19 protein-coding genes are annotated in these 21,368 nt (G+C 52.7%); 6 read left to right on the forward strand and 13 right to left on the reverse strand.

The features are described from left to right. Nucleotides 1–266: 266 nt before the first annotated feature. From DFR42_RS28205 to DFR42_RS28225, 5 genes are all read right to left on the reverse strand, one after another. Complete coding sequence (locus DFR42_RS28205) at nucleotides 267–1,784, reverse strand: serine hydrolase domain-containing protein (protein ID WP_110258416.1); 1,518 nt, start codon at nucleotides 1,782–1,784, stop codon at nucleotides 267–269. A 316-nt stretch (nucleotides 1,785–2,100) separates the two neighbouring features. Further along, complete coding sequence (locus tag DFR42_RS28210) at nucleotides 2,101–3,408, reverse strand: M20/M25/M40 family metallo-hydrolase (protein WP_110258433.1); 1,308 nt, start codon at nucleotides 3,406–3,408, stop codon at nucleotides 2,101–2,103. A gap of 197 nt (nucleotides 3,409–3,605) precedes the next feature. Further along, complete coding sequence (locus DFR42_RS28215; protein WP_110258434.1) at nucleotides 3,606–4,547, reverse strand: DMT family transporter; 942 nt, start codon at nucleotides 4,545–4,547, stop codon at nucleotides 3,606–3,608. A gap of 87 nt (nucleotides 4,548–4,634) precedes the next feature. Beyond that, on the reverse strand, nucleotides 4,635–5,465 hold the full coding sequence (locus tag DFR42_RS28220) for an AraC family transcriptional regulator (protein WP_110258417.1): 831 nt from the start codon (nucleotides 5,463–5,465) through the stop codon (nucleotides 4,635–4,637). 105 nt (nucleotides 5,466–5,570) lie between these two features. After that, nucleotides 5,571–6,422 carry a lipase family protein gene (locus DFR42_RS28225; protein WP_110258418.1) on the reverse strand — a complete coding sequence of 284 codons (852 nt, stop codon included), beginning with the start codon at nucleotides 6,420–6,422 and terminating at the stop codon, nucleotides 5,571–5,573. 356 nt (nucleotides 6,423–6,778) lie between these two features. On the opposite strand from DFR42_RS28225, the gene DFR42_RS28230 reads away from it, so the two are divergent. The 3 genes from DFR42_RS28230 to DFR42_RS28240 are packed head-to-tail and all read left to right on the forward strand — an operon-like array spanning nucleotide 6,779 to nucleotide 9,986. Continuing rightward, on the forward strand, nucleotides 6,779–7,834 hold the full coding sequence (locus DFR42_RS28230) for a hypothetical protein (protein ID WP_110258419.1): 1,056 nt from the start codon (nucleotides 6,779–6,781) through the stop codon (nucleotides 7,832–7,834). A 21-nt stretch (nucleotides 7,835–7,855) separates the two neighbouring features. Continuing rightward, nucleotides 7,856–9,436: a PASTA domain-containing protein gene (locus tag DFR42_RS28235; RefSeq protein WP_110258420.1), complete on the forward strand. Its 1,581-nt coding sequence runs from the start codon at nucleotides 7,856–7,858 to the stop codon at nucleotides 9,434–9,436. Then, the gene (locus DFR42_RS28240) at nucleotides 9,429–9,986 is read left to right on the forward strand and encodes a hypothetical protein (protein WP_110258421.1); all 558 of its coding nucleotides are present in this window, start codon (nucleotides 9,429–9,431) and stop codon (nucleotides 9,984–9,986) included. Before DFR42_RS28235 ends, DFR42_RS28240 begins: the two co-directional genes overlap by 8 nt. Nucleotides 9,987–10,221: 235 nt before the next feature. On the opposite strand, the gene DFR42_RS28245 is transcribed toward DFR42_RS28240, so the two are convergent. Beyond that, nucleotides 10,222–11,034, reverse strand: coding sequence for a helix-turn-helix domain-containing protein (locus tag DFR42_RS28245; RefSeq protein ID WP_110258435.1), 813 nt, complete (start codon nucleotides 11,032–11,034; stop codon nucleotides 10,222–10,224). 208 nt (nucleotides 11,035–11,242) lie between these two features. On the opposite strand from DFR42_RS28245, the gene DFR42_RS28250 reads away from it, so the two are divergent. The 3 genes from DFR42_RS28250 to DFR42_RS28260 all read left to right on the forward strand — a co-directional run bounded on the left by DFR42_RS28250 (nucleotide 11,243) and on the right by DFR42_RS28260 (nucleotide 12,789). Next, complete coding sequence (locus DFR42_RS28250; protein WP_245937121.1) at nucleotides 11,243–11,653, forward strand: DUF3224 domain-containing protein; 411 nt, start codon at nucleotides 11,243–11,245, stop codon at nucleotides 11,651–11,653. A 76-nt stretch (nucleotides 11,654–11,729) separates the two neighbouring features. Continuing rightward, nucleotides 11,730–11,933 (forward strand): hypothetical protein, encoded by a 204-nt coding sequence (locus DFR42_RS29055; RefSeq protein ID WP_146219001.1) that lies wholly within the window; start codon nucleotides 11,730–11,732, stop codon nucleotides 11,931–11,933. A gap of 58 nt (nucleotides 11,934–11,991) precedes the next feature. Beyond that, the gene (locus DFR42_RS28260) at nucleotides 11,992–12,789 is read left to right on the forward strand and encodes an ImmA/IrrE family metallo-endopeptidase (RefSeq protein WP_110258423.1); all 798 of its coding nucleotides are present in this window, start codon (nucleotides 11,992–11,994) and stop codon (nucleotides 12,787–12,789) included. Between the two features lie 62 nt (nucleotides 12,790–12,851). Here the strand turns inward: DFR42_RS28260 and DFR42_RS28265 are convergent, their stop codons facing one another. The 7 genes from DFR42_RS28265 to zigA all read right to left on the reverse strand — a co-directional run bounded on the left by DFR42_RS28265 (nucleotide 12,852) and on the right by zigA (nucleotide 20,820). Beyond that, a complete protein-coding gene (locus tag DFR42_RS28265) occupies nucleotides 12,852–14,000 on the reverse strand; it encodes an acetyltransferase domain-containing protein (protein WP_110258437.1) in 1,149 nt (382 codons plus the stop codon). An 8-nt stretch (nucleotides 14,001–14,008) separates the two neighbouring features. Next, on the reverse strand, nucleotides 14,009–16,093 hold the full coding sequence (locus tag DFR42_RS28270) for a TonB-dependent siderophore receptor (protein WP_110258424.1): 2,085 nt from the start codon (nucleotides 16,091–16,093) through the stop codon (nucleotides 14,009–14,011). Between the two features lie 227 nt (nucleotides 16,094–16,320). Beyond that, complete coding sequence (locus DFR42_RS28275; protein WP_110258425.1) at nucleotides 16,321–17,001, reverse strand: DUF3299 domain-containing protein; 681 nt, start codon at nucleotides 16,999–17,001, stop codon at nucleotides 16,321–16,323. 15 nt (nucleotides 17,002–17,016) lie between these two features. Then, a complete protein-coding gene (locus tag DFR42_RS28280; protein ID WP_110258426.1) occupies nucleotides 17,017–18,327 on the reverse strand; it encodes an ABC transporter permease in 1,311 nt (436 codons plus the stop codon). After that, nucleotides 18,327–19,052 carry an ABC transporter ATP-binding protein gene (locus DFR42_RS28285; protein WP_245937122.1) on the reverse strand — a complete coding sequence of 242 codons (726 nt, stop codon included), beginning with the start codon at nucleotides 19,050–19,052 and terminating at the stop codon, nucleotides 18,327–18,329. Before DFR42_RS28285 ends, DFR42_RS28280 begins: the two co-directional genes overlap by 1 nt. Further along, nucleotides 19,046–19,561 carry a DUF2796 domain-containing protein gene (locus DFR42_RS28290; protein ID WP_110258428.1) on the reverse strand — a complete coding sequence of 172 codons (516 nt, stop codon included), beginning with the start codon at nucleotides 19,559–19,561 and terminating at the stop codon, nucleotides 19,046–19,048. Before DFR42_RS28290 ends, DFR42_RS28285 begins: the two co-directional genes overlap by 7 nt. Beyond that, nucleotides 19,558–20,820 carry a zinc metallochaperone GTPase ZigA gene (zigA, locus tag DFR42_RS28295; RefSeq protein ID WP_110258429.1) on the reverse strand — a complete coding sequence of 421 codons (1,263 nt, stop codon included), beginning with the start codon at nucleotides 20,818–20,820 and terminating at the stop codon, nucleotides 19,558–19,560. The genes DFR42_RS28290 and zigA overlap by 4 nt, the downstream gene beginning before the upstream one ends. Nucleotides 20,821–21,368 lie beyond the last annotated feature (548 nt).

Here is a 21,368-nt window from a genome sequence, read left to right on the forward strand (position 1 = left end):
TCCAGTCACTCGATCTTGATATGCCTACCAAGAACTTGTTAGTAGCTATATTAACGAATAACTACCGAAAGCGTCATAATACAAGGTACGATTAGTGAAACGTAATCGTACGCATGCGATACCTCAAATTTCAAGTAGTCTCAAGCAATCCACTTGTCCGCCTGCCCCATTGCGATGTGAGCGTGATGCATGCCAGATTCTATCTCATGGCAAGCACGGAGATTGTCAAGCTGCATGGGGGCTTACCGCTCTGACCATGCGTACGATTATGCGATGCTAATCGCATCTACGTCCCTATGTCTGAACTGCGCTAATGTCAGGTACGCACAAGTGGCTCCGCCGACCAACGCTACGACAAGATTAAGCATGATCAAGAAACCGGCATCAGGTGCGAACATCAGCAAATCGGGGAGGTAAAAATTTTCAAAAACAGGGAGAACAATAAATATCGTCAGCAATGGAAGCGATCCAGAGAGCAATGGTACGAAAGCATTTAACAACCATCTGCATCGATTTTTTGGCGACAGTTCGGGGTGTGCGTGCCATTTCCGGATTCTTCGAATCATCCAGGTGGCGATGATAAACTCAATAACAAAGAGTACAAATAGTCCCATTAATACGGCAGGAAAAAACTTGTCGCGTTCAAGAGCAATCGGTGCTTTCCCCCTTAGAATACGAACAGCTTGAGATCCGATTGCAGCGACGCTTCGTTCTGACGACATGCTATTTGCATTGACAAGTATAGCTACAGCCCAATCCTCCTCCGGTGCGATTGCCATGTAGCTGGCAAAATGTGGCAATCCGCCATCATGATCATAAAGCCTTGGGTCTTGAGTGTCAGCAATCCAGCCCATCGCGTATCGCAGACGTGAGCCAAATGGAACGCTTGAGCTATGCAGTACATCAATACCATTCGAAGACAATACCGACTTACCCTCAAACATACCTCCAGACATATGCGCCATCAGATAATGTCCCATATCTTCGGCGTTTGTATACAAATAGCCAGCGGGAATTAAAACTTTTGGATACGGCAATGATGTGGCTGGAATTGATTTACCAAACCAATAACGATAGCCGGTGGCGAGATCAGTTGCTTCACTGCGTTTATCGGTAGCGGCACTGCTTCTCATTGCGAGAGGTGCAAAAACGTGGCCCTCCATATATTGGCTATACGACTGCCCGGAGACTACCTGAATCAAGTAACCGAGGATTACATAATTAATGTTTGAATATTCAAAGTGTTTTCCTGGAGCAGATCCCAGCTGAAGATATTGGAGTGCCCGCAATCTTTTTTCAACAGCTTCGTCGGAAGTATCGGTATTGGCAAAGTCTTTTAAGCCTTCGAGCGTCGAGAATCCGCTGGTTTGGTTTAACAGATGACGAACCGTGATCTGTCCTGAGGCTACTGAATCAGATGTTCGAAACCAAGGAAGATAGCGGCGCACTGGTGCATCCAATTCAAGTTTTCCTGCTTCAACCAATTGCATGATGCCAAGGGCGGTAAATGATTTTGAGGTAGATCCAATTAAGAATAAAGTTCGCGGTGTGCAAGCTCGTTGATCCGGCCCGCTAATACCAAATCCCCGCATGTGAAGTATTTTGTCTTTTGACACCACAACCAACGCACCACCGGGTACTCCAGCAGCATCAAATTGTGACTGTAAATAATTATCAAGAGCAGCGAAATTGTCAGGTAAATTTTTCCCAAATGCGAAACACTGAATGTGGCTAAAAATAATGAAAACGTAGATGAGCTGAATGATATGACTTGATCGAAACATGTTTTCAATTCTTTAAATGGCCAGGAAGGACGATCAACGTCGCTCTAAAAAACTGCACGGTTTCGGGTAAAGACATGATGGCCTTATTCGCATCGCCTTATCGAAGCATTGGCGTTTTCCGCTTGGCAATCAAGATTCAGTCTGTGTAGGGACGATGAGTGAAACGTAATCGTACGCAGGAGATGCCTCAAATTACAAGTCGTCTCAAGCAAATCAGTATATTGACTCAGCTTTTCTTCAGGCATCTATGGCTCACCACGAAAATAAAAAATCGCCAAGATGATACCGCAAGAAATAGAAGAAAATACTTTCCTTCTCACCGCGTCAACCTATACAAATAAATCGCCGTCCTGATCGTCGCTCTCTGTATCGAAGAAATATCCAGGTCTTCATCCGGTGAATGCGCACCTTTGCCGGTGGCTCCCAGGCCGTCTAGGCTGTCTACATAGGGGGCGACGAATTGTATGTCGCCTGCACCGCGCTCGCCCGGGGGGAAGGCCTTGATTTCACCCAGGCCAGCGTCATGGCTGGCTTTGGAATAGATATCCAGCAGGGCATAGTTGCCGGGTGTGGGTGACATGGGCGGGTAGTTTTCGCTGAAGCGTATCGTCGCGCTGGTGCCGGCCAGGCTTTTGCTGACGATGTCTTTCATGCGGACTTTGGCGCGCTGGCCCTGCTCTGCACTGAGGTAGCGCAAGTCACCATGTACCTGGGCGCTGGGGGCGATGACATTGGTCTTGCCAAACGCCGTGCCCTTGCCATTCTGGCTGTCATAAGTGATCTCGGTGCCGCCGAGGATATTGCCGGGGTTAAAGGTCAGGTCGGGCTCTATCAGTTGTTCGCGAAAGCTGTTCAGTATGCGTGCAGTTTCAAAGATCGCGCCATAACCATTGTGGCTAAATACGGTGGCAGAATGGCCTTGTTTTGCTTTTACATCCAGCACAAAACCGCCAGATGCACGGCGGCCTACGGTGCCAGTGGCATTGCCCTGGTTGTCGAGCGCCGTACCTTCAAAGGCCAGTGCCACGTCGCTGCGTTTTGCTGCGTTGATCAGGTCGGCACGAGAGGTGGCGATGGGGTGGCCAGCGCTTTCTTCATCACCGCTGAAGATGACCTGGATGCGGGTATTGTCGAGTGCGCCCACTGCATGCAGGGCGCGCAGGGCTTCTATCATGATGATGTCGCCGCCCTTCATGTCATTGACACCCTGGCCACGTACACGGTTTCCTTTTCTCTCCCACAATTGTACGGGGCTGTCTTTTTCAAAGACGGTATCGAGGTGGCCTATCATCAATACCCGCTTTCCCTGCCTGCCTTCGCGCTCTGCCAGCAAATGTCCGGCACGGTTCATGGCCGCTGGCATCTCTGACCAACTGGTCTTGAAGCCCAGACCATCAAGCTCGGCTCGAAACAGCTTGCCCACTTCACGCACACCCGCATGATTGAGCGTGCCGCTATTGATGTTGACGCTGCGTTCCAGCAATTGCAATGCCGCCTCAGACCGCGCCTGCACGGCAGCGACGATTTTCTGCTCAGTCGGCGACAGGCTTTGCGCACTGGCAGTGAAGGTCAATACGCTGGAGGATAAGGCGATGCAAAAAGGGAGCACTTTTTTTGTGAACATGGCACGGTCCTGGTATGGGTGATGGCGGGTTTGGACAGATGCATAATGTACACGGTTTTGCGCAGGATGGGGCACGACGAACCATCTCAGGAGATGGCAAGTGCATACAAGACCACTCACCACAGAGACACAGAGCAGGCACAGAGGAAAAATCTGAGAGAAATTGCATGGTCTGCTAGCGTTAGAGCAGGGCGTATTTATTTTAAAATCTCGGTGCTATCTCTGTGTCTCTGTGTCTCTGTGGTGAGATTTTTGGTCTTTTTTTCCACCAAAGCCATCCCACCTATCGCCAGCAACACACAGGCGATGCCGGTGATCTGGCTGGCGCTGACGGCCTCGCCTAGCACCATTACCGCCAGCAAGGCGGCGGATACCGGGGCCAGTGCGGTGAAGAGGGCGGCCTCACTGCCGCTGACTTTGGCGGCACCGGCGTACCATAGCAAGAAGCCAGCCACGGTCGGCACTATCGCATAGTAGACGACGGCCCATACCGCCTCGCTGGTGACGGGTGTTTGCCACGGCATTTCAAACAGGGCAGGGATGATGGACAAGGCCAGCCCCAGGCCCGTCATGACGGTGGACAAGGCCAGTGCTGGTATTGCCGTCTTCAGCCGTTTATTGAGCAGGATGAACAAAGCTTCGCAGACGATGGCCGCAAAGATCAGGGCATTGCCTGGCAGCGAATGCTGGCCACCCATACCACCCTCGTCCCCCGTGACTGCAATCGATAATACTCCTGCACCTGCCAGCAACACGGCCAGTAATAAACTGGCATGTGGCCTTTCACCCAGAACCGCAATGGCAATCGCGGCAGAGACGATGGGCAGGGTGCCGATGATGACGCTGGCATCAGTAGCAGACGTGAGGTGCATGCCAGCGATCAGCAGGGTGGTGTAGCCGACACTGCCTGCACCTGCCTGCAAGATGAGCAAGAGCCAGTCGCGTTTGCATAGGCGCGGCAGGCGTGTGCCGGTGACGCGCATCAAAATTAAAAAGCAGGGGAAGGCGATGGCAAAGCGCAATGCCGTTGCGGTGAAGACAGGCAAGCCACTGCCTATGATTTTACTTGCTACGACCGTGCTGCCAACGACCATCATCGCCAGCGCCAAATATGCATATCCCACTAATCTCACTGACATTGCCTGCCTCACCATGGATGAAAAGCCACAGCGTGCCAGTTTGAAATTAAGGCGTCTTGAATAAAATTGCAGCTTATCTGCCGGTGCTCATCGCTTAGTACTATAAGCCCCGGGCGATATCCCAAAGTTGCGTACAAATAGCCGCGTCAGATGGCTCTGGTCGGCAAAGCCGCTGTCGACTGCAACTTGCACCAGTGGCGTGCCAGCAGCGATAAGACGGCGGGCATGGTGCAGGCGGCGTTGTAGGATATAGGCATGCGGTGTCATGCCTGTGACTTTGGCAAAGGCGCGCAAGAGCTGGAAACGGCTGAGGCCGCTTTGCTGTGCCAGGTCTTGCAGGCTGAGTATGGCGGTAGGGTCATCATCAATGCGACTGCGTGCATGGTGTATGGCAGTCGGCACGGCCTGCATGGTTTGTGCAGGCTGCTGCATGGAGGCCTGGTGCAGGATGCGGGCAAACAGCAAGAGCATTTGTTCTTCGGCCACCATCGTTGCATGAGCTGCCTGATCTGTTGCCGTCATCGTCGCAAATAATTCCCGCACCGCCTGGCTGATGCGCGCTTCACGCATGACTGGCAGGCTGAATTCTGCCTGGGCCATTTTTCCTTCGCTGATATCTGCCATGAGGCTGGTGATCAGTGCCGGTTCAAAATACAGCATCTGCCAGCTGCGCCCGGCATCTCCTATGGGTGTGCCATCATGGATTTCACCTGGGTTGACGGTAATGGTATCACCCGCCATGGCCTCGACCATGCCCCGTCCGCTCAAAGATTTTTGCGCACCCTGCAACACCACGCCTATGCCAAACTGTTCGTGCATATGCCGCCCAAACCTGTGCCTGGATTGCGCATGCACGGCTTCCACACCGCTTACGCGGCAAGGCAACATGGTGAATTGTTTTGGCGAGGGGGCGGGCATGGTGGTGCTGGATGACGGTGAACACTCAGGATAACATTTCCTGATGAAGGTCGCATATCGTGGCGAAGCCAGGCCAGACCCAGCCCAACTTATAAGAATATACCCTCACAGTCCCAGCAAGGCATGCACATAATTCACCGGCGCATGATCTGCCAGTGAACGGAAGCCGACATTCTTGGTATGCCAGGCATGTGTCAAAAGATAGTCTGCCTTGGCGATGGTCTGGTCTTGCAATATGTCCAGGCTGCCGGGGGCGGCGATCAGGGCGCCGTGGCGGTCGAGGTAGTGCATGCCGTGCAGATGCTGGTAATAGGCAGAGTCTGGCGGCAGCATGGCGACGATGTCGGCGCAATTGACGTAGCGATCGACCACCCTGTCCTTGAACATGGCAGCAAAGGCAGGGTCGCCAACGCGGGGTGAACCAAAAGTCACCAGGCGGCTCTCCGGCAACATGGCTGCTGCCAGCGTTGCCACGGCAGCGCCCAGGCTGTGGCCCGTGATATACACCTTGCTGGCCTGGCTCTTGTCCAGCCATTGCAGCAATTGCCCGGCGATGCTGTTATAGGCCCGCAAAAATCCATCGTGTACCAGCCCCTCACCCTGCCAGGCCACAGGCCAGAACAAACCATCGATGAGGATATCGCTGGCGTCATCCGGCTGCGTACCGCGAATAGCCACATAGGCCGTGTCACCCTTAATGACAGCAAAACCCTGGGTGCTGGTGCGTTTCGTGACCGTGCTGCGCTTGTCCAGCAGCAGCACAGGCTCGCTGAACTGCGCCTGCTTCAAGAGATTATTGAAGTGGCTGAGCACTTGCCCACCTTCTTCATAATGCCAGTAAGCCAGCCGCGCCAGTTCGGCACAAATTGCATGGCTAGTCCAGGGCTGATCTGTCCCCAGCAGCGCAGGCTGGGATTCTGGATGGTAGAGCGCAATCTTGCTGGGATCGTAATGCATGCGACCTCCTGAACAATGGGCAGCGGTAGTCATTTCAAGATAGTGCATACTTAATTTTATTGCAAGTTTCTCGCAGGCAGTGAAGCTACTTTCTCCCATATCGCAACGCACAACAAATGATGCTATGTGTGCGTTGTAAAAACATCACTTGTTATAGTATTTGCATGAAATAAAGATAATATGCTGAGAGTGGCTTAGAGCGCCAATATTGCTCAAATATAGCCAGCAAATAAGCGCGAACAATACTGTATTCGTCGGGCAACTATCCCCGGGGCAACAGGCATGCAGCCTGTACATTGCGCATTCATGCAATTGCTGTGAACTCTGTTCTGGCATCACAATGAAAGATTGAATTTATGAATACGTCCACAGTTATCGACATCGCGATTGGCCTGGTTCTCGTCTATTTTTTATTGAGCATGGTGTGCTCGGCCTTGAATGAATTACTTGCCCAATTGCTGGCCTCGCGCGCCAAATATTTGAAAAAGGGGTTGACGATACTATTGACCGACCCTGAGAAGCTCAAGAAATTTTATGAACACCCACTGATTGCTTCGCTTGGAGAACCCGTAGCAGCTTCTACATCGCGTCTTTTTTTTGGGGACATCAAACCGATGGCGGGTAAAAATCTTCACCCCTCTTATATTCCTTCCAAAGCCTTTGCCCAGGCATTGATTGATATGGTTGTACAAGCAAACCTGCCCGGACCCAACAAAAAACCGCATACCTTTGACAATGTCCGACAGGCAGTAGTCGAGATTACGGATGACGATGAGCTACGCACCGCGCTTTTGTCATGCCTGGATTCAGCACAATATGATCTGGAGCAGGCGAAAAAAAATATGGAAGAATGGTTCGACAACACCATGGACAGGGTGTCAGGCTGGTACAAGCGCAATACGCAGCAGGTGCTGATTATTTTTGCTTTGTTAATCGCGACTTTTTTTAATATTAATACGCTGACTATCGTTGACCGTTTGTGGGAATCACCCCAGCTGCGAAATGATGTTGCAAATCTGGCGAGCAGCGTCAGCGTCAGTTTTGAAAAGAAAAAGAGAGAAAAAAACGACGCTTGCCTTATTGAGAAAAAAAATAATCCGGATTTAGAAACTTGTCCGGATACAGAAAAAAAATATAACACCGAAGATTTTAAAACCTGGAACGAGACGATCGAGAAACTTGAAAAAAATAATCTGCCATTTGGCTGGAGCAACGTAAAAGAATGCAAGGAAGCTTCAAAGAATTGTTTTTGCTGCATAGTCAAGAACCTGAAATGGAGCGACTTTTTTGGCATTCTATTTACCACCATTTCCGTCTCTTTCGGTGCGCCCTTCTGGTTTGAATTACTGAACAAACTTCTTAATCTGCGCACGACCGGGGCCAAGCCAGAAAAAAATAAATCAAACCAATGACAGCCCACAGAAGGAAGTCGCATGTCCATACGGATAAAGCTTGTGTCAGTCCTGCTCGTTGCAGTGAGCTTTTTCAAGCAGGATGCTGTCGCTGCTGACTTGAAACGGTCTGACTACGTGGATAACAGGTACACGGGTTTTATACTGGATAGCCAAGGCAAATGCCTCAGAATTGGCGTGGACAACGAGTTCCGCGTCAGCGAACCTTGTCCCTGGTTTACCGTGCCATATTTTGTCGGGGATACTATCGATGATGCAAAAAGTAAACTGATCGGTGAAATAGGAAAGAGCATACTAAGTGCAAGTAAGCAGCCATTAAATAAGCAGACACTGGTCAATATCGATGAAAGAACAGAATTAGATGGTAAAGATATCGTCTTAAGGCAATGCTATAGCAATAAAAAAGACCAGCTCGACGAAGCGTCAAATAACACAGCAATTGGCGTACTGGTCGGCAGACGTGTACCAGACCTGAAAGGGAAAACCGAAGCCGAAGCAGACCAGCTTCTTGTTGATGGACATTTCAGCAAAACAGTCACCTACCTTGAAAATAAAGGACGCCCTGGTGGAATAATCCAGGACTGTGCCGATTGCGGGAAAGTACTTCCGCAATATTCAAATGTCGCGATTACTGTGACGAAAACAGTGATTCCAGATTTGACGAAGAAAACCCTGGCAGAGGCGCAGGCGATATTAAACGCAGAAAAATTGGATAAGGTCTTTACATTGACAGATGACGGGAAAGATAAGCCTGACGATGTAAAGATAGAGTTCCAGTTCCCGCGGCCTGGCGAACAGTTGCCCGTAACGAAAGAAGGCCAGAAGATATATCTGGTTTTTCCTTCACGCCCGCCCAAAGTTTCATTACCTGATGTCACCGGAGATTTTCATAGCGCGATTGAAAAATTAAAAAAAGGGGGCTTCCCTGTCGCATTCGGGAACTTGCCCATGTTTGAAAAATGGACGGTGAAAGCTCAGGATCCAGTACCAGGTTTGGTCAACGCCGGGTCTGCGGTCACATTGACAGTTTTTCCATGGATATGTACACCTTCTGTGACTGTCCCCTCTTTGCGTACGTCAAATTTTTCCAGTGCCAGACAAACTCTGGAATCGGGCCAGTTAAAAATTCAACAGATTGCCAGCGGCAAGTCAGTTGCTGAGGATGATGAGGTGGTCGGGCAATTTCCTGTTGCGAACGAAAAGGTATGCCCGGGAACGACGGTGTATGCGGTAACGCAAGTCCCTGGTGAGCCTATATATTATTTCGATATTGCCGTTTATCTGGAATTAACAAAACTGGTGTTGATACAGGCAGGGACGCCTCCGTGCAAAGCCTGTACCTTTACAGAAGTTGAAAAAATAGTTTATGTCCCGGTACATGACTATATGATTTTTTTTGTGACGCTAATAGGTAGCGGCTTGCTGGGTGCCGCTGGCATGGCCATGCTGCCGCGTCGCTTGCGCAGTCGTCCCCTGAGCGATGAAGGGGAAGATATCGCGCTTGTCTCATTGCTGATGCTGAACAAGAATCCCAAATTCCATGTAAGACCTGTTCTTGACTGGGGCGTGCAAACCATAGGGCCAAATAATCACTATGAATAATCCACATTTGGCGCTGGCTGATATTTTCAAGGCCGAAAGAATTCCTGCAGAGCGTTTCCTGGACATGGAAACACAAGACAAGCTGTTATTGAAGGCAGAGGTCGAAAAATATTGCCGTTCACTGAGCTGGCCAGAAACTATGGCAGGCACGCGTGCGGGAATTGCAGGAGTGTTGAAGATAGGTGTCAAAGAAATTTTCCGACGGGCGATACAAGCCATGCCTTATCCTCAATTTGCCCTGCATGAAACAATCAGTTTTGAATCCATACATCATCCCTCACTGAATATTTTGCTGGACGGTCAATTTTCCATTGTCATCCCACTGGCAATTCGGGTACAGATGAGTGCCCAGGTAATGGCGATGCAATACGTGGACGCGAACGAAAACGAGTCTGCAAACGAAGCTGCAAACGAAACCGCGCTCATGATCACTCTGGGTGTCTGCGAAGTGCAGGGTACTTTAATGAATCATGCATTGCAGTTGCTGGCTGTGCCTTTGCTGCAAATCCCCATCCGCGAAGCTTTGCTGATTTCACCGGGTGCGAACTAGTGGACTGCAGCAGTGAAATCGAGAGTGAAGGACATGTGCCCGGCGCATCAGGGCAAGGCCAGGTTCACCACTATGCGCAGCGATAGTGGGGCTATCGCGAGCGTTTGTAACGCAGCAATGATCGTTGCGCACATGGCAGGCACTCCGATTTTAACTGTTACAGTCCACTAACTTTATATCATCTGAAAAATTGGCCCAGGGCTTTTGATGCAGGCTAGCGATAGGGAAACAGGAGTTAGCCCAGACTCTTCTCATATTCCCCTGGCGTCATCCCCACCAGTTGCCGGAAATCCCGCACAAAATGCGCCTGGTCAAAGTAGCCCAGTTCCAGCGCCAGAGCTGTCCAGCTCAGGGTTTTACCAGCCTGCACCTGTGCCACGGCTTCATGCAGGCGGTAGCGTTGTATGACCCACTTGGGGCCTATGCCTACGTATTTCTGGAACAGTCTTTGCAGGCTGCGTTTGTCCATGCCAGCAATTGCCATCACGTCTTCCACCGCGACGATGCTGCGGTCTTGTTCTATCTGTGTCAGCCAGGCGCTGATGTGGATGACCCGCTCATCCGTGGCTGGTAAATGGCGTAGCAAGAAAGCCTCGGCTGCGCTGCACATGGCTTGCACATCTTGTGCCGCCAATATCTGCGCACAAAACTCTGCGCCATCCTGGCCAAAGCAATCTGTAATATCTATCGAGGTATTCGCCAGCCTGGCCAGCGCCTGCTGGTAAAAGGGGTAGAAACCGCCGGGTTTGAACTTGATGCCAAATACCCTGTTTTTGCCTTGCAAGGTTCGCATGAAGCGGCCACTGTGCACGCCCCAAATGCGCGCCTGGCCATTTTCGACGACCAGATGCACATTGGGATGCGGCAGGGTGGCTTGTTCTTGCGCAGGCAGGTCGCGCAAATCCCAGGCGACGTACCAGTAATGGGCTACCAGGTTTTCCAGGGCAGGGGAGGGGCTTTGGCGATGATGCTGGAATTCACCTTCGCTAAAGGCCGGGCGCAAGACGCCGCGTGCCGGGCCTACATCCTTGTATCCGGGCTGGCTCATGCCTGTCTCTCGTTTGTGGCTTGTCGCGTTTTTACTATCATATGCATGATGGTTCTGATGTAATCCTGCTGATGGTTGATACAAATCTGAGGGCGTTATGAAAATTTTTTTATCCAGGGCGATGGGCATGCTCATGGCAGGCACGTTCTGCCTGTACACTGATCTATCTGTGGCACTATCCCCGGTTACCATTGTAAAGGAGCAGCACATGGAACACATGCAGAACACGCACAAAGCAAGCGGCAAATTTGAAGTCAAACTCAGCCCGCAAGCCGCAGCACCTGGCATAGAAGCGGCCAGACTGGGCCGCATGACGATAGACAAGCAATTCTATGGTGACTTGCAAGCCCATAGCCTGGGTGAAATGATGTCAGCCATGGGCGAGATCAAAGGCTCGGCTGGCTATGTCGCGATAGAAAGAGTGAGCGGCACTCTGCTGGGCAAGAAAGGCAGTTTCGTTCTCATGCACACCGGCACCATGAACCGTGGCCAGCCACAATTGACGATACAGGTCGTGCCCGATTCCGGCACCGACGAGCTGACCGGCATCAGCGGGACCATGGGTATCGACATCAGGGAAGGCCAGCATTTTTACAACTTCGATTTTAACCTGCCCTAGGGCTGATGCAGATATGGCTGGAAATTTCTGACCGGCCTGCTATGATAAAAGTCTTCACGTTCAAGGCCAGGCTGGTATGTCCACACCATTAAAAAACCCGCAGCTGCACCTCGTCTCCGGCATATGCTTCATGCTGGCCAGCATCATCTTCCTTGCCCTGGCTTTCCAGTCTGTCGAAAGCCAGCAAGTGGCTAAATTCATTGCCGGCGGTTTGTTTGGCCTGAATGCCGTTCTGCAGTTCATTGTTTATTCCAGGAAAAAACAACAGGCTGAGGCTTGACAGCAGGAGTGCCGTGGGCTGCATTACAATCGGCGTTTTGACCAAACTTTCTTAAAGTATGCGCCCAGGCTGGAACCCCACCCGCAGAAATAAACATGTTGGCACCAAGGCCCACGGCCATGGCAATGATAATCGCATGGTCGTGCCCGAGGCCTGGGGTGAAATTTATTATGAAAAGCTCGATACCCATGTTCTTGTCAGGCGTGATATTGCCGGGCGCGAAATGCGTTTCTTTGTCGAGCCAACACGAGCTGACTGCTTTTACGCCTGCAGCATAGATGATATTTGCAGGGTGCTTGCGCACTGTCCGGCAGAAGCTTTATCCGCTTTTGATTTCATCGTACTGCGCCAGCCTACCCGCAAACAGCGCATCCTCAGCCCAACCTGGGGGCGGGCGATTTTCTCATTTGAGATACGCCAGCAACGCGGCGCTGCCATCGTCATTGAAGCGCATAATCTGGCTGGCTATCAATGGGGGAAGCACTTCAACCAGGAAGAACTGCGCGAGCTGGCACGTTTGCAGCAAGACGGCCACACCATCACCCGTAGTCGCCAGGGCTACGCAATTTTTCCTGATGCCCAGTCCATGCGCAATACCATCTTGTACCGCACACTCTTGCATGAGATAGGTCATCATGTTGACTTCAATCGCAGTACCCTGGAAGAGTGGGATAGCAAGACCAGGTCCACCAAAGAAGATTATGCGCACCGCTATGCGGCAGAGCTGTATGTCAGACTGGAGCAGCAGGCTGTTGTGCCGTTTGCAGCCATACTTGATGAGGCGGCGATGGCGCGGGATGGGCTTGATCTTGCATGGTTTTGTCATCCAGTCCAGCAAGATTCATCAAAGCCGTAACGGCTAGTTACGACTTTGATCCTACGATATTTTATATCGCATAGCAAGGTGATTTCTGTTCATCAAAAATACCTGACCCAAGCCTTCCCACTTTGCCGTTTGTAACGCGCAAAGGCGCGGCAGGGGTAATACAACGCAGGTATCAGGGCAGCAGAAATCAACCAGATTTGCCAGACATGATCGACACCAAAACGCTGCCCATGATTGGCGCCGAATGCAGCAAGCATCATCTTCTGCAAAGCCAGCAAAACATACAAATGCAGCAGGTAGTAAAACATCGGTGCGCCACCAAACACGCTGGCAATGTGGCTTAACTTGCCAGTATATTTTTCCAGCAAGGCTAAACAGCACATGCCCGTACCCAGCGTCAGCAAGGCAAAGTCCAGCGAGGGTGGGTACTTGGTCAGGTTGAAGAAGGACATCAACGTCAGCAGGTTGTTGCCATGATCTTGCCAGGGCTGGGTTTCGCCATAGCCATTCACTGCGCGCAACACGACAAACAAGAGCAGAGCAGTCATGCCCAGGATAGTCAGCAGGCGCTGGCGGCGATGTACACTGATATCTGCTGCATACAAATGCCCAGCAACATAACCCAGCAAGATGATGCCTATCCACGGTAGCAGAGGGTAGCTGACCTTGACATTGACGGTCGCATCGCTGATCAGATAGCCACGATGCAGCAGCAAAGTCCACAAGGCATGCGAAACGGTGCCGGGTGCAAAACTGAGGTCTGCCAGAGCATTGTGTCCACCCAAGATCAGCAGGCCCAGCAAGCCCAATAACAGCGGCGGCAGCTTGTGCAGCAGGCCCAGGGTGATCATGGCAAGGCCTATGACCCAGATCACTTGCAGATAAATCGTTGCAGGCGGAAATTGCCCGGCCCAGGCGAAATTGACTAGCGTCAGTTCCAGCGCCACCAGCAACAAGCCGCGCTTGATGAGAAAGCCGCCGGCATCACGAGGGCCAGATGGCGGGTTTGCATACAGCCATGCCGACAAGCCCGTCAGGAACACAAACACCGGTGCACACAGATGCGCCGCCAGCCGTGTAAAGAACAATGCTGGCGCAGTCTGACCCACATCCATGGGGTCGCTGACTTGCTGATGCAAAAAGAAAGTCTCACGCACATGGTCAAACATCATGATCATCATGACCAGGCCGCGCAGCGCATCGATACTATTGATACGCTGGCTGGTTTGATTATTCGCCATCAAGCTCATCAGAATTGCTGATGCAGAGTGAGGTTGACACTGCGCTCAGCCCCTGGCGCGACCCACAACTGGCTATACGAACTGGCGTAATAACGCTTGTTGAACAGGTTATCCACATTCAGCGACACCCGCGTGGTTTTGCTCGGGCTGTATGAAGACATGAGTTTCACCGTTGTATAGGCTGGCAGCACAAAGCTGGAAGATACTGCCACGTCACCCAGGCGTTCACCCACATAATTGATACCTGCACCCACGCTGGCCCTGGCTGTGCCTAGGGTGAATAACTGGCTCAGGATAAGGTTGGCGCTATGCTTGGCCACATTCGGGAAACGGCTGCCAGTGATGATGGTGTTGTCGCCTTTGGTGACCGTCGCATCGGTATAGGCATAGGCGGCAGACAGGCGCAGGTCAGTGGCGATGTCGCCCGCCACATCCAGCTCCAGCCCCTTGCTGCCCACTTCACCTGCCGCGATAGAGAAATCGGTACTGGCCGGGTTAGTGGTCAGCACATTTGTTTTCTTGATACGGTAGAGGGCGATGGTCGCGCTGGTCTTGTTGTCTGGCGTATCAAACTTGAGGCCCACTTCATAAGAGCGGCTTTCTTCTGCCGGAAAGGCGGTGTTACTGATGCTGATGCCGCTATTCGGGCGAAAGCCTTTTGCCACATTGGCATACAGCGATATGCCCTTTATCGGTTGATACACCAGGCCAGCACGCGGGCTGGAGGCACTCAGTGACTGGCTGCTGGCGACCGATGCGCGGTAATTAGTCAGGGTCTGGTCATAATGGTCGCTGCGCAAACCCAGCAACGCCTTCCATTGCGCGCCAAGATCAATCTGGTCTTGCAGGTAGAGGCCACGCGCACGCTGGTTTTCCAGGGTGTTGACAGACAGCGTCAGCGGGTCGGCAATCTTGCCATACACAGGATTGTAGATGTCGATGGCATAGGCATTGGTGGCCGATGGATTGCGGCGCAACTGCACGCGGCTGTCATCAAACTGGTAGGTATCCACACCCAGCAAGACATGGTGTTTGATGGCCGCAGTGTCAAACCTGCCGACCAGTTCTACCCTAGCAGATTTGTCCGTCGCAGAAAAATCGCGGTAGCGGCGCTGGCGACGTAAAGTATGTTCATCTGCCAGCAGATTATTTGCCTCGGTGGAGTAACCATTGAGCGCACTGTCGCGATAAGACAAGCCGCTTTGCAGCGACCATTGCTGGTTGAAATCATGCTGCACAAACACCTGGTGCCCCAGCGACTTCACCGTCATCAAGCCATCGCCAGGTTCACCCAGAAAACGCGAATTGGGTATCAGGCCCAGCTTGCCATTCACGGCCAGCACGCCACGGTCAAACGGTGTTTTTTGTTCACTGGCTTCGAGTTCATATGAGAGGGTAGTGCGCTCACCTATCAGCCATACCAGCGAAGGCGAGACAAAGCTGCGCTTGCTGCTGATGGTGTCGCGGTAGCTGTTACCCTGTTCTGCTGCGGCATTGATGCGGTAAGCGAAGTTATCGCTGACTGGTCCGGTAATGTCGGCAGCGATGCGGTAAGTCTGGTGGCTGGCCAGCGTCAGTTCAACATCATACTCAGGCTTGAAACGAGGTTTCTTGGTCATGATATTCACCGTGCCACCCGGTTCACCACGGCCATATAGTGCGGATGATGGTCCCTTCAATATCTCGATTGATTGCGTACTCGCAGTATCGCGCAAGCCATTGTAGCCACGGCTGGAGCTGAAGCCATTGACCATGTAATCAGACCCAAAATTAGGGTCGCCGGTAAAACCGCGCATGGCATAGCTGTCCCACAAGCCACCAAGATTGCTTTGCCGCGCAATGCCACTTGTCAGGTCCAGCGCATTGTTGAGGCTGGTCACGCCATTGTCTTTCAGCAGGTCAGCCGTCAAGACCCGCACGCTTTGCGGCAGGTCGGCCAGCAAGGCATCCGTCTTGGTGGCACCGGTGGCGGAGATGCTGCGATAGTTTTGTCTTTGGGCTTTGATGAGGACTTCGGGATTTGTTTGTTCCTGGGCGTGGGTGAGGATGGGATATGCGGCGGCGATGAGGAGGCTTAGGTGTTTGTAATGCATGGGGTTCCTGGGGAAATTGAAAAATCGATTTGGGGACGGAGATTGAAAGGTTGAAATACCGTAGGTTGGGCCGGGGCGTAGGTTGGGCTACGGTTTACCAGCCCAACACTCGGCGTTTAAATGACGTATACGTATGTTGAGGCCCAGTGTTGGGCTGATGAAGCGGAGCCCAACCTACATCACGGCCTAACCTACGCTCGGGTCTAAACTGCGCCGATTCGTAAAACCTACTTCGGATAAACATAAGCCTCCACCTTCACCCCCTTGAGGCGATACCCCGCACTACCCATGGACGTATCACTGCGCGTCGTCTCCAGCACACCGCTGACCCATACCGCGTCCATCATCTGTATCTTGGCGGGCTTGTCGAGCACCACATCAATGATCTGGTTGGCAGGCGGTGGCGGGGTGTGGATGCAGCCGCCGAAGTAGGGCACGAGCAAAAACTCACGCAGCTTGCCGCGTTCGCCATCCAGCGGCACGATGAAGCCGGGTATCCTGATGCGCGTGCCGTTGAGGCTGGCTTCAACTGGTGCCTTGTCCCAGGCTTCGCGCATGGTTTGCAGGGCGGCCATGGCGCGTGGGTCACCGTCGTTGAGAAAATTCATGTCCAGGTTCTTGAAGTCTTTGCTCGGGTCCCAGTTCTTGGGGATCAGGGCTTCCCAGCGGATTTCCTTGTAGCTGTCGCTGGCGACAGGCGCGGGTGCAGGCTTGCTGGCGGGGGCTGGCGCTGCTGATGCTGGTGCCGCAGCTTTATTCTGCGGTAACCTGTCCCCCACCTTGTATTGCCCACTGGGCTCCGCCGCTTTGGCTGTCATCAGCAGCCAGGCAGTCAGCATGAATAAAAGACAGCAGGCGCTGCCCAGCCAGAACTGGTAAGCAAAGCGGGATTGATGTTTTGGTTTCATCGTTGTTCTCTCATTTTATAGGCGAGGCATTAAACCATCAGCCAGCGAATTGCGGTAAGCCAGCCATGCCGGTACCAGGCTGGTCAGCATGCCCATCAGTACCACCAGGCCCAGCAATGGGATTTCTGTTGCATTGAGAATGCCGGGCTTGATGAGAATGCCGTAATGCATCTGTACCCAGTCCTTGCCCGCCAGCGTCAGCACATCAAGCAGGAGCAGGCCGCTGATAGCCCCGGCAATGGTCAGGCCCAGGCTCTCAGCCATCAGCATCAGGAACAGGTGCCCCGGCCCGGCACCGGCAGAACGCAAAATCGCCAGCTCACGCCTGCGCTCATTGAGGCTGGCCAGCATCACCGCCAGCAAGCCTGCACTGCCCAGCACCACCAGCAGCGAAGACATCGCCAGCAAGACCCGTTCAATGATGCTGATGACTTGCCATAACTGATCCAGCGCCACGCCCGGCAGCACGGCCAGCAAGGCGTCGCCACTTTTGGTATTAATCTGCCTTTGCAGGCGAAAAACCATGCTGCGCTTGTGCAGGCCCACCAGCACGGCAGTGATTTCTTTTGGTTGTAAATCAAACTTGCGCGCATGTTCTGCGGTGATGGAAAAACCCGGTACGGGTGCGCCGCCTTGCCAGTCAAGATGGATAGCCTGCATGGCTTGCAGGCTGATATGCACGCTGCTATCGACTGGCGTGCCCGTGCGTGCCAGTACACCTGCTATCTTGAAAGGCTTGTCGGCATGTTCAGCCAGTGCCGCATCACCAGTACCATGACTGAGCGTGATTTTTGTGCCGACCTGATAGCCCAGATTGTCTGCCACATCTGCCCCAACGACGGCGTCAAACAAATGATCTGCATCCCCGGCAAAAGCCTGCCCCGCCCGCAGTTGCAGGCTTTGCGCATCACCATAGCGAAAACGGCTGAAATAATCTGGCGTAGTACCCACCACCGCAAAGCCGCGATGCGAGTCACCCAGCGACAGCGGCACGGCCCAGGCCACCGCCGGGTCATGCAGCAAATCCTGGTAACTTTGCCAGGCAATATTATTGGTCGCCGCACCTATGCGAAACACTGCATACAGCATCAGTTGCACCGGGCTGGTACGCGCGCCCACGACCAGGTCGGTGCCGGAGATGGCATGCGAAAAGCCCTCACGCGCATCATTGCGCAGCCTCTCAACTGCCAGCAACAAACAGACCGACAGAGCAATGACAAACAGCATCAGGCCCAGTGTCAGGCGGCGGTTCCAGGCGCTTTTGCCGGCAAGTCGCAAGAAATAAAATAACTGCGAAAATAACTGCGAAAATAACTGCGAAAACATCAGTTCTGCTCCACGCGGTTGATTTTTTGCAAGTCCAGCTCGCGGTTGAACTGGCTGGCCAGCCTGTGGTCATGGCTGACAAATAGCAGGCTGCTGCCATGGCTGGCGCATTGCTGCAAAATGAGTGCGATAAAATCTTTTTGCCTGTCAGCATCCAGTGCCGATGTAGGCTCATCAGCGATGATGATTTCTGGCTGGCCTATCAGTGCCCGCGCCGCCGCCACGCGCTGTTGCTGGCCTATGCTCAGTCCTGTGACATGGCGCTGGTATAGGTGGGCATCCAGCCCCAGGGTATCCAGCAAAGCCACTGCCGCCTCGCGCGGGCTGCCATGCGCTACGCTGGCACGTTGCTGCCGTCTCAGCGACAGGCGGCAAGGCAGCAAGACATTTTCCAGCATAGACAGATAAGGGATGAGGTTGAACTGCTGAAAAATAAATCCCGCATGATCCACCCGGAAGCGGTCACGCGCTGCGCCAGACAAGGCACCCAGGTCACTACCCAGCACCGTGACCTGCCCGCGCTGTGGCGTGATGATGCCACCCGCCAGCGACAACAGCGTGCTCTTGCCAATGCCACTGGGGCCGTACAGGAACACGCTTTCACCCTTGCTGATGCTCAAGTTTTCTATGTCCAGACAAGCTGCCTGCCCAAGCTGCCAACGAAACTGCACGTTGCTCAGGCTCAGCGCAGGGCTGCTGTCTTTTTCTATTGCAGACATCACCATGCCAGCATGCGTTGTTTTGGTGTCAGTGTTGCTGCGGTCTGCCCACGCGCGCCAGCCACTTGCGCATCGACCTTGTGTATCGCCGGGAAGGCATCAAACAAACTCAGTTGCAGCGACTTCAATGCAGCCACTTTGGTGCAGGCATATTCATATTCAGCATGCAGGTTTGCATGTTCATCCTTGGCTGCCGTAGTATTTTGCAGCACAGGTGCAACTACTTTCACCGTGGCTAACTGGCAGTCTGCCTCGGCATTGAGTTTCAACAAAGTATCCGGCTTTTGCATGAGATCAAGCAAAGCCTTGGCGGCCTGCTTTTGCTTGTCCGTGCGCGGCGCATGTTCAAAGCCCAGCAGGTTATCCAGGGGGCTGTCAAATTCCAGCGTCAGCCTGTTGCCATCCTGTGCCAGCGAGACAGTCGCGCTGCCGTGTACATGGGCTTCATGGGCATTGCTGTTGATTGTTATTGCCTGCAATGCAGCGAGCAGGGCGAGGGGTATCAGTTTTTTCATGCTGTTACTTCCATTTGTTGCGTGAGCTTGTCGTTGACTTCGTCGTCCTCGTCATCGTCAGTCTCCATCCATGATGGGAAAGGGTCTTCATAGCTGGCCCAGCTTGCTGCGCCCTGTGCCATTTCTGCATTCGTCAGCAGACAGGCATCCAGTGTCGTTTCTATCGCCGCCTGATCCATGTCCACACCAATGAATACCAGCTCCTGGCGACGGTCACCATGTGGCTCTATGCATTTGCTTAAAATATGCTGCTGGTAATCTGCATCCTGCGGCCACTCTGCCTTGTTGACGGCAGACCACCACAAGCCCGCTTCATGGTGACGGCAAATGCCGCCAGCCTGTGACCATTCGCCCGCGATATCCATGCGCGTCGCCAGCCAGAAATAACCTTTTGACCGCACCACACCCGCAAAGCCCTGGTGTATGCAAGACCAGAAACGCTGCGGGTGAAACGGCCTGCGCGCGCGGTAGGCAAAGCTGCGTATGCCGTATTCTTCACTCTCGGGCACATGCTCGCCGCGCAGTTCCTTGAGCCAGCCCGGTGCGGCAGATGCCTGTTCAAAATTGAAGCGGCCCGTGTTCAATATCCGCTCCAGCGGCACATTCGAAAAACTGCAAGGCACGATATCCGCACGCGGGTTCAGCGCCTGCAAGATTTGGCTTAGCCGTTCAAACTCGGCAGCACTCACCATGTCAGCCTTGTTGAGCACAATGACATCGCAAAACTCTATCTGCTCGACCAGCAGATCGACCACAGTGCGTTCATCCTCTTCCCCCATGGAAGTGCCGCGCTGGTTAAGGCTGTCACCGGAGGCATAGTCGCGCAAGAAGTTATACGCATCCACCACCGTGACCATGGTGTCGAGTCGCGCAATATCAGACAGGCTGCGGCCTTCTTCATCCCTGAAGGTAAAAGTCTCGGCCACCGGCATTGGTTCAGATATGCCAGTCGATTCTATGAGCAGATAATCAAAACGCTGCTCGCTGGCGAGGCGCTGGATTTCTATCAGCAAGTCTTCCCGCAGGGTGCAGCAGATACAGCCATTGCTCATCTCGACCAGCTTCTCATCCGCCCGCGACAACTCAGCACCACCTTTCCGCACCAGGTCTGCATCGATATTCACCTCGGACATATCATTGACAATCACCGCCACCCGCTTGCCTTCACGGTTATTGAGGATGTGATTCAGCAGGGTAGTTTTACCTGCACCCAAAAAACCGGAGAGTACGGTGACGGGCAAGAGCGTAGGGTTGGGCATGATGGATCCTGTGTCTGGGTTGCGGTAGATGGCTGTTGTATGACGTAGTCTTGATAGAGGATGACAATCCAGGTCGGGCGTTTTCAATGACAGAAGTGCGGTGTATCCAGTTCCGTCTTTATTTTTAAATGCAACTTTGTTGCATTATTGATTTAAAAAAACAGACTGAAATCAGTCTGCGGGTATTCTTGTACTCTATACTTCTCCGGCTCTGAGCCGCGTGCATTTAGACGGGCGCGCAGCTCAGCACCTCAAGCGTGCAGGCAGCATCCGCCATACATCTGGCATGCACATGGTTTATTACTTCGACTCTATTTGCAACACAATTGCATTTTCAGGATCATAAAGTAATTCAAATTATTTTGCAACAGTGTTGCAATAGTTTAAGGGCTTGTTATTTGATGATGGCTAAATGTCGTTGCACTCTTGTAGGAGCGGCTTCAGCCGCGAACAAGTGGTTGCAAGAGTTGTGCCCGACAATTACGCTTAGTGGTGATTCTTCGCGGCTAAAGCCGCTCCTACAGAAAGTGTATCTGTTCACGTAAGCG

It is taken from the genome of Undibacterium pigrum, assembly GCF_003201815.1.
GTDB classification, from domain to species: Bacteria; Pseudomonadota; Gammaproteobacteria; order Burkholderiales; family Burkholderiaceae_D; genus Undibacterium; species Undibacterium pigrum.

Bases quoted from the DNA above. Each gene is read 5' to 3' on its own strand.
- DFR42_RS28270 (WP_110258424.1), bottom strand. From the start codon at position 16,093: ATGCATTACAAACACCTAAGCCTCCTCATCGCCGCCGCATATCCCATC.
- DFR42_RS28230 (WP_110258419.1), top strand. From the start codon at position 6,779: ATGAATACGTCCACAGTTATCGACATCGCGATTGGCCTGGTTCTCGTC.
- DFR42_RS28235 (WP_110258420.1), top strand. From the start codon at position 7,856: ATGTCCATACGGATAAAGCTTGTGTCAGTCCTGCTCGTTGCAGTGAGC.
- DFR42_RS28260 (WP_110258423.1), top strand. From the start codon at position 11,992: ATGCGCCCAGGCTGGAACCCCACCCGCAGAAATAAACATGTTGGCACC.
- DFR42_RS28215 (WP_110258434.1), bottom strand. From the start codon at position 4,547: ATGTCAGTGAGATTAGTGGGATATGCATATTTGGCGCTGGCGATGATG.
- DFR42_RS28250 (WP_245937121.1), top strand. From the start codon at position 11,243: ATGGAACACATGCAGAACACGCACAAAGCAAGCGGCAAATTTGAAGTC.
- DFR42_RS28265 (WP_110258437.1), bottom strand. From the start codon at position 14,000: ATGGCGAATAATCAAACCAGCCAGCGTATCAATAGTATCGATGCGCTG.
- DFR42_RS28210 (WP_110258433.1), bottom strand. From the start codon at position 3,408: ATGTTCACAAAAAAAGTGCTCCCTTTTTGCATCGCCTTATCCTCCAGC.
- DFR42_RS28225 (WP_110258418.1), bottom strand. From the start codon at position 6,422: ATGCATTACGATCCCAGCAAGATTGCGCTCTACCATCCAGAATCCCAG.
- DFR42_RS28245 (WP_110258435.1), bottom strand. From the start codon at position 11,034: ATGAGCCAGCCCGGATACAAGGATGTAGGCCCGGCACGCGGCGTCTTG.
- DFR42_RS28280 (WP_110258426.1), bottom strand. From the start codon at position 18,327: ATGTTTTCGCAGTTATTTTCGCAGTTATTTTCGCAGTTATTTTATTTC.
- DFR42_RS28240 (WP_110258421.1), top strand. From the start codon at position 9,429: ATGAATAATCCACATTTGGCGCTGGCTGATATTTTCAAGGCCGAAAGA.
- DFR42_RS29055 (WP_146219001.1), top strand. From the start codon at position 11,730: ATGTCCACACCATTAAAAAACCCGCAGCTGCACCTCGTCTCCGGCATA.
- DFR42_RS28205 (WP_110258416.1), bottom strand. From the start codon at position 1,784: ATGTTTCGATCAAGTCATATCATTCAGCTCATCTACGTTTTCATTATT.
- DFR42_RS28220 (WP_110258417.1), bottom strand. From the start codon at position 5,465: ATGCCCGCCCCCTCGCCAAAACAATTCACCATGTTGCCTTGCCGCGTA.
- DFR42_RS28290 (WP_110258428.1), bottom strand. From the start codon at position 19,561: ATGAAAAAACTGATACCCCTCGCCCTGCTCGCTGCATTGCAGGCAATA.
- DFR42_RS28275 (WP_110258425.1), bottom strand. From the start codon at position 17,001: ATGAAACCAAAACATCAATCCCGCTTTGCTTACCAGTTCTGGCTGGGC.
- DFR42_RS28285 (WP_245937122.1), bottom strand. From the start codon at position 19,052: ATGGTGATGTCTGCAATAGAAAAAGACAGCAGCCCTGCGCTGAGCCTG.
- zigA (WP_110258429.1), bottom strand. From the start codon at position 20,820: ATGCCCAACCCTACGCTCTTGCCCGTCACCGTACTCTCCGGTTTTTTG.